The sequence below is a fragment of the Methylobacter sp. genome, assembly GCF_004322395.1.
Taxonomy (GTDB): domain Bacteria; phylum Pseudomonadota; class Gammaproteobacteria; order Methylococcales; family Methylomonadaceae; genus Methylobacter_A.
Genome location: NZ_SCTW01000071.1, coordinates 35,232 through 42,946, shown reverse-complemented (window position 1 = coordinate 42,946; position 7,715 = coordinate 35,232). Strand labels below are relative to the sequence as shown.

6 protein-coding genes are annotated in these 7,715 nt (G+C 44.4%); 3 read left to right on the top strand and 3 right to left on the bottom strand.

What is annotated here, in order from left to right:
* The 3 genes from EPO18_RS10665 to EPO18_RS10655 form a co-directional block, all read right to left on the bottom strand.
* A partial coding sequence (locus EPO18_RS10665; protein WP_292433350.1) for a TonB-dependent receptor plug domain-containing protein occupies positions 1–964 on the bottom strand: 964 nt, incomplete at its 3' end.
* Positions 965–1,543: 579 nt separating this feature from the next.
* Positions 1,544–3,304 carry a flagellar hook-length control protein FliK gene (locus tag EPO18_RS10660; protein WP_292433349.1) on the bottom strand — a complete coding sequence of 587 codons (1,761 nt, stop codon included), beginning with the start codon at positions 3,302–3,304 and terminating at the stop codon, positions 1,544–1,546.
* Positions 3,305–3,320: 16 nt separating this feature from the next.
* On the bottom strand, positions 3,321–4,202 hold the full coding sequence (locus tag EPO18_RS10655; RefSeq protein WP_292433348.1) for an HDOD domain-containing protein: 882 nt from the start codon (positions 4,200–4,202) through the stop codon (positions 3,321–3,323).
* A 184-nt stretch (positions 4,203–4,386) separates the two neighbouring features.
* On the opposite strand from EPO18_RS10655, the gene prmB reads away from it, so the two are divergent.
* The 3 genes from prmB (at position 4,387) to EPO18_RS10640 (ending at position 7,706) form a co-directional block, all read left to right on the top strand.
* Complete coding sequence (prmB, locus tag EPO18_RS10650; protein WP_292433347.1) at positions 4,387–5,316, top strand: 50S ribosomal protein L3 N(5)-glutamine methyltransferase; 930 nt, start codon at positions 4,387–4,389, stop codon at positions 5,314–5,316.
* 2 nt (positions 5,317–5,318) lie between these two features.
* Entirely contained in the window at positions 5,319–6,407 is a 1,089-nt protein-coding gene (gene aroC / locus EPO18_RS10645; protein WP_292433346.1) for a chorismate synthase, read from the top strand.
* Positions 6,408–6,527: 120 nt separating this feature from the next.
* A complete protein-coding gene (locus EPO18_RS10640) occupies positions 6,528–7,706 on the top strand; it encodes an MFS transporter (RefSeq protein WP_292433345.1) in 1,179 nt (392 codons plus the stop codon).
* Positions 7,707–7,715 lie beyond the last annotated feature (9 nt).

Sequence of the window (7,715 nt, the reverse complement as noted above, 5' to 3'; positions counted from 1 at the left end):
GTTTATTATTAACATACCGGTACTGGAGACCCCAGGCTATTTCCTGGTTAGACAGCCAAGCAAAGTGACGCTGGAAATCCAAATCGGCAATATTGACTTCCTGGTTGCCTAAAACACTGTCTTCTCTGCTCGTGTGATCATAGTAGGCTTGTAAGGCCCAGTTTTTATGGCCGTATTCTTGATCAGTCCAACGCGCTAATATATTTTCACCACTTAGCCTGACATTATCATTAATAAAACGTGTGAAAGTTGGTGAGCTTAACTCAGGTACATTACCAGACTGCCCCATTTTACCGTCATAGGCACCACCGGTAATCAATAAACTCTGGTTTTCCGTAAGGTTTGAGTCGATATGGATGCCACCGCTATTCATGGATGAATCATCGTGGGCAGGTTGTTGGTTAAAGATACCCCCGTCATCCCTTTTGTAATGTTTGCCGTATATTCGGTAATGCGTTTTTTCTCCCAATGCACCGCCATATCGTAGAGAACCGAAACCATTCTCCTCAGTTCCGTATCCTGCGGTTGTTTCGATGCCTTGAGTTTCTTTAGCCGAATAGGTAATAACATTTATCACTCCATTTACCGCATTCGAACCCCATAAAGCAGTACCTGAGCCTCTGACAACTTCGATACGTTTCACGTTTTCCAGCAGGATATCCTGTGCATCCCAATAAACCCCGGAAAACAGTGGCGAATAAACAGAACGGCCATCGATCAACACTAATAATTTATTTGAAAAACGTTCATTAAATCCGTGAATACTGATAGCCCATTGATTTGCACTGATACGCGCAACATGCACACCGGGCGCTAAACGTAGTGCTTCAGGCAGGGATGTCACTCCAGAGCGGGTAATATCTTCTTGAGTAATAACATAAGTTGAAGCAGATTCGTTGAATTGTTTTTTCTTTTGTTTTGACGAGGTCTCTATTGTTAAATCCATTACCTCCTCTAAAGACATTGCTTTAATCTCATCAAGGGCTATATCTGCTAGGCATGTCGTTGAAATAAGACAAGAAAGGGAGAAACACACGATTTGCAAGTAATATTTCATAACATAAAATATTTATTTCTACGACAGAATAAAATTTCAAACAGCAAAACTAGTTGAGAAATCAAACTCATATTAAACAGTAATGCTGTTAATATGTAAATCAACGCCACTCGCTTTCCAGCTATCAACACAAATCTTTTCAAGCAAGAAGTTATAAGATATTGATATGGACGGAAACAATTTTATTACCTGTAAAGTTTTCAAATTTGATTTTCCTGATTCTCAGGTAAGTCTTGCATGATAATTAATATCTATATTAAGTCAGCGTCTGAGATAGTCGCAAAAAAACCGCTAAAGCATAGGTATTTAGATAATAAAGACTGCTAGTAAATTCTGAGGCTTTTTTTCTGGCAAAACTGCCAACTTTTCCATGGTTTTTGACAGTTCTGGCGCTGAAACCTGGGTTCATCCCCACGGGTGTGGGGATGAACCTTAGCTATGATAGCAGTTAGGCTGTCTACTGTTTGGTAGCCCAACTTAATAAGCCTATGCTTTATCATCAAACAATTTTTTTCCGGTCAATTGATGTGGATGCACTGGTTGCGTTTTTTGAGCTTCAACGCGAGCATCTATGTGTCCTGTTTTTAAACCCGATTCTTCAAGTTGCTTTTTCAAATAATCAAGGTTGTGTTTAATGAGTTCAGTCGTTTGAATGTTTTGGCTTTTGAAAAAGGTGTTGATAACATCGTTCCGGTAGGAAACTATGCAATGAATAGTACCTAGTCCCGGAGGTGTAATGGTGATATTAACCGACCAGTCGCCGTTATCGGATTGTCGTTTGTTTTCCTTGTCCCGCTGCACTTCAATTCTGATCGATTCAGCCTGTTGTCTGTCTACGAAAGGAATGTCGATAATCCATAACTGCTTTAGGTTGTCCTCTTTAGGTAGGGACATCAATTGATCCAGAACTAGCTTGGCTACGGTGTTTTCAGTTTTATGTTGCAGGTTCTTGAGCAGGTCAAGATCGATTGGAAGGGAGTGCTGCTCGCTTTGATGAGTGATTTCTTGCTTTAAAGCTTGAATAAATTTAAGTAAATTGGCTTTAAAATCCCCGGTAATGAGTTCGACATCGCCAAAAGCGCCTGCTTTGGGTATGTTCCCTTCTGCATTCATAGCGGTGTCTGTTGAGGGTGAAAATACTAGGGACTCATAAATAGGCTTCGAATTAGTCCCCGAGCCATTAAGCAATGGCTCTTTTTGCGTCAGGTTCTGTAATATTTCAGCGGCAATACGTTGCAATGATTGAGGCACGCTTTCATTTTTTATTAGTTGCGGTAGTTCTTTAATTAATTCAGCTTGAGCCATTGCAGGCAGCTTGGCTTCAAAAAACAACCCTGAATTCGCAATTGCCAGCTTAAGTCCTTGGCTGGTGATCAACTGTTCTTTTGGCGGCAGGTTTTGGACTATTTTTACGGCAATATCTTTTAGAGCTTGGGGAACGCTTCTATTTTTCAATAGTTCCGGCAAATCTTTTATTAACTGATTTAAGAAAATGGGTGAAGCTTCATGTCTCGGTAGAAATTGTTTTATAAATTCGGCTATTTTTGCTTCAGGAATGATATTAGCAGTAGGAATAATCTTAAATTCCGGTGTAGCTCCTGTTTTTAAGATTTCCAGATTTAGATTTTGCCCAACTTTTAAATCAGAAGACGCGTTAGTTAGTTGAGTTCGGTCAATAGTAATCGGTACGGTTTGCTTGTTGCCTGATTGCGCTGTTGGTGGAGTATCGGTCAAAACCAGTAACTGGATTTTATCGTTGATGATGCCGGTTATTTTTACGTTTAATAGCAGTTTTACGGGCGATGAAGCATATTCATCAACTGTTGGTCGCATCGGTTCCTTACCGTTTGCGATACTTTCGCCATCCCTGGCGGTCGATCGCGCCGGTTCCCTACCGGCTGCGATACTTCCACCATCCCTGGCGGTCGAAATTAGTTTTAAGCGTAATTCAACGTCTTGGCTTTTTAGTTTGAGTAATGGATCGAGAACTGTAAATTCGATGACAGGGGCGACTTGAGTAACCTGGATTTTTAGCTCCTGTCCAATATTTAGCTTAATAGGCTGACTGCTTTGCACAGTAATATTTTTATCGCCTAACGATAAAGTAATAGCGTTTTTCGCTGCTTGTATATCGGCATTGATTATTTTTGCGTCAAGCTGTTGCCCAACTTTCAGGTTTAAACTGTTCTCTATCAGTCTGTTAGGGGTTAACAGGGTTTGAGTGTTTATTAGCGAGTTAATATCCATTTAGCAGTGCATTGCTTCAAGCCAACATTTGTCGAATATGCTCGATTTCATCTTTGGCGGCATCAAGTATATTAATGCTGTCGTCTGCATCCAACTGAACTGCCAGTTTTTTATAAGCGGGCAGGTCGTTTATTTTAGGTATTTTTTTTATATCAATTTTGCCGATAAAACTGTGCAACTGCGAAATCATCACGATATCTGCATAACTCGATGGCTTATTGTCATTACGAAACCAATTTTCGGCATTGCTCACCACGTCTTCAAAATCTTCCGGGAAATCCCATCGACGTATAATCTGCACACCAATATCGGCGCGTAATTCCCTCACTGTTTCTACCAGGTCTTTAGGGTTGGCAATAATATCGGGATGATTATCGGCATAAGTCAAAATAGGCACGATACCGATATCGTGAATCAGTCCGGCCAACATTGCCCGGTCCGGGTCAAAGCCTGGAATTTTATGAGCTAAGACGGCGCTGATCGATGCAATATAACTACTATGCGTCCATAATTCCGCCATTTTTTTACGAATAACCGGCGATTTGGCGTTGAATACCGACTTTAGTGCAAACGAGGTAATAATGTCCTGAGCTGCTTTCAAACCCAGTCGGGTTAATGCCTCGGGACAGCTTTCAATTTTTTTTCGGCCTACATATAAAGGGCTGTTGGCAATTTGTATCAGTCGAGCCGTAATTGACGGATCAATTTGCACTACACGCGCTATTGAAGAGATGTTGGATTTTTCATCATTAATGGCGCGACGAATCTTAAAAGATACATCCGGGATAGTGGGCAACACCAGGTCATCGGATTGCATATGCCGATAGCAATCCATTAGTAGGTTGTTTTTAGCCAAACTTGCAGGGGTATTGCTAAAGTTGTTATTGGTGTGGCTCATATTGGGCTTTTATGAATTTACCTGTTGTTAATGAGAAGTTACCCAAATCCGTGCTATATCTGCATTCTGTTTTTCTATATGCCGAACAATCACGTTTATTTAATATTCAAACAAGCCCGTAAAGTTTAGTTTAAAATCTACCTCTTCGTCGAACCGGATTGCATCTATCTTACCTTGCTCAGCAATGAAAACAACACCCTCCGAAGTTTTAACAACTTTATCAACCATTCGCGATTATATCCGTTGGGCCGCCAGCCGCTTTACCGAGGCCGAACTGTGTTTCGGCCATGGTTCTGCAACTGCGCTGGATGAAGCGGCGGCTTTGGTTTTACATACCGTTCGCCAGCCTTATAACTTGGCCGATGCGTATCTACAGAGCGTTTTAACGCTGACTGAGCGCCAGGCTGTAATCGATATGATCGACAGACGCATTAACGAACGCATACCGGTCGCCTATCTGACGCATGAAGCCATTTTTGCAGGCCTGTCGTTTTATGTTGACGAGCGGGTGCTGGTACCGAGATCGCCTATTGCCGAATTAATCGAACAGCGTTTTGCGCCTTGGGTTGATGAAGAGCAGGTCGAACGCATTCTGGATTTGTGTACCGGCAGCGCCTGCATCGCCATAGCCTGTGCCTATGCGTTTCCGGACGCCGATATCGATGCGGTGGATTTATCGGCCGATGCGCTAGCCGTGGCGGAGATGAATGTTGCGAAACATCAGTTGGACGATGCGCTGACACTTTACCAATCGGATTTGTTTAAAGAGTTGCCGGAATTCCGCTATGACATCATCGTCAGCAATCCGCCTTATGTATGTCTTGAAGAATGGGAGCAATTACCCGCAGAATTTCGCGCCGAGCCTGACATGGGTTTTAAAGGCGGACACACGGGACTGGATATTGTGTTGCGCATCCTGGTCGATGCCGACCGGTATCTGGCAGAGCAGGGGATTTTGATTGTGGAAGTGGGCAGTAGTGCGGAAACATTGCAGAGCGCTTTTCCCGATGTGCCTTTTTACTGGCTGGATTTTGAGCGCGGCGGCGATGGCGTATTCTTGCTGACGGCTGAACAGATCAGTCAATATAACGAATTATTTTTAGCGGCTTTATAGATATGTCTGGAAACTCAATAGGAAAATTATTTACCGTTACCTCGTTCGGCGAAAGCCACGGCCCTGCGATAGGCTGCATTGTTGACGGTTGCCCTCCGGGCATGGCCTTGACCGAAGCCGATTTGCAGGAAGACCTGGATCGCAGGAAGCCCGGCACCTCGCGGCACACTACTCAACGGCGTGAAGCCGATGAGGTCAAAATCCTGTCCGGCGTGTTTGAAGGCAAAACCACCGGCACACCGATTGGACTATTAATCGAAAATACCGATCAACGCTCCAAGGATTATTCCAATATCGCCGATACTTTCAGGCCCGGCCATGCCGACTATACCTATCAGCACAAATACGGCACTAGGGATTATCGCGGAGGAGGGCGCTCATCGGCTCGTGAAACGGCGATGCGTGTTGCGGCAGGCGGCATCGCCAAAAAATACATCAAGGAACAAGCCGGAATAGAAATACGCGGTTATTTATCGCAGCTGGGGCCGATAAAAATCGAGACAGTCGATTGGGCGATTATCGACAGCAATCCTTTTTTCTGTCCGGATGCCGATAAAGTTGCTGAAATGGAAGCGTATATGGATGCGTTGCGCAAAGAAGGCGAGTCCATCGGCGCCAGGATTGAAGTGGTCGCAACCAATGTGCCGCCGGGTTTAGGCGAGCCTATTTTTGATCGTCTTGATGCCGATCTGGCCCATGCCTTGATGAGCATTAATGCGGTAAAAGGCGTGGAAATAGGTGACGGTTTTGATTGTATCAACAGCAAAGGCACACAGTTTCGCGATGAAATCACTCCCGATGGCTTTTTAAGCAATCATGCAGGCGGTATTTTGGGCGGCATTTCCAGCGGCCAGAATATTACAGCCAGTATCGCCTTAAAACCGACCTCAAGCCTACGGCTGCCGGGTAGAAGCATCAATCTGCAAGGCGAGGCTATTGAAGTGGTCACCGAAGGCCGTCATGACCCCTGCGTGGGCATCCGTGCAACGCCGATTGCCGAGGCGATGATGGCTATAGTGCTTATGGATCATTTGTTGCGGCATCGGGCGCAAAACATTAACGTGCAATCGGGATTGCCTGTTTTAAGATAAGTCCGGCTTTGAACTTCCGGAAATTTGGACTCCAGAACTCAAAGGAAACAGACACACCCAACCGTTACGCAAAACCTTCCAGGTTTTTAAAACCTGGAAGGTTTCACTTACACCGTTTAGATGAATAATCCAACTTCAATCCCTTACTGGCGGCTGTCCGGTTTTTACTTTTTTTATTTCGCAACATTAGGTACTTTTCTCCCTTATTGGAGCCTTTATTTAAAAGACAGCGGTTTTAACCCTGTCCAAATCGGCGAACTATTTGCGCTGTTGGGCGGCACAAGGATTGTTGCTCCGATGCTATGCGGCTGGATTGCAGATTATACCGGAAGACATTTGCGGATTATCCGCATAACCTCTTTTTTGACCGCTTTGCTGTTTGCCGCTTTTTTATATGCAAAAGGCTATTTTTGGTTTGCCTGGATAACGATCGCTTTCGGCATGTTTTGGAATTCCACCTTGCCGCAATTTGAAGCTGTGACCTTGTATCATTTAAAAGATCAAGCGCATCGTTACAGCCGGATAAGATTGTGGGGGTCTATAGGTTTTATCGTTGCGGTTTTGGGCGTAGGCCAACTGTTGGATTACCAGCCCCACGTCATAATCCCGATAGCGGTCACCCTGTCGATGACGCTGATATGGCTGGTCAGTTTAATGACACCGGCAATTCAGGCCCCGCAGCAAGAAACAGCTACTGTCGATATTATGCAAATTATGAAAAGCGCTGAACTATGGGCTTTCCTGATTGTTTATTTGCTGCTCCAGCTTGCCCATTCGCCTTACTATGTGTTTTATTCGATTTATCTTAAGCATTATCAATACAGCGCAAGCTTGACTGGATTCTTGTGGGCGTTGGCTGTCTTTGCCGAAATTGTTTTATTCATCTACATGCGCCGGGTGTTGAAGCGTTTTTCCCTGCGGGCGATTTTATTGGCTAGTATACTGCTGTCGGTTGTGCGTTGGTTGGTAATCGGTTGGGGTGTCGATTATTTTTGGCTTCTGCTGTTTGCCCAGTTATTACATGCCGCGACATTTGGCGGGGCGCATGTCGCAGCGATTCACTTGGTTCATTTGTATTTCGGGGCTCGACATCAGGGTAAAGGCCAAGCACTATACGCCAGCCTGACTTTTGGTTTGGGCGGAATGATAGGTAGCTACTATAGCGGCCAATATTGGGAGTCACTCGGAGCTGAGTTCGTCTATTCAATGGCGGCAGTTTTTTGTAGTATTGCTTTTATGATTGCCTATATCTGGGTTGGGCGTAAAAATTCTCAAAACAGAGCTGTCTCTAGTCCCTAATGTGGGTAT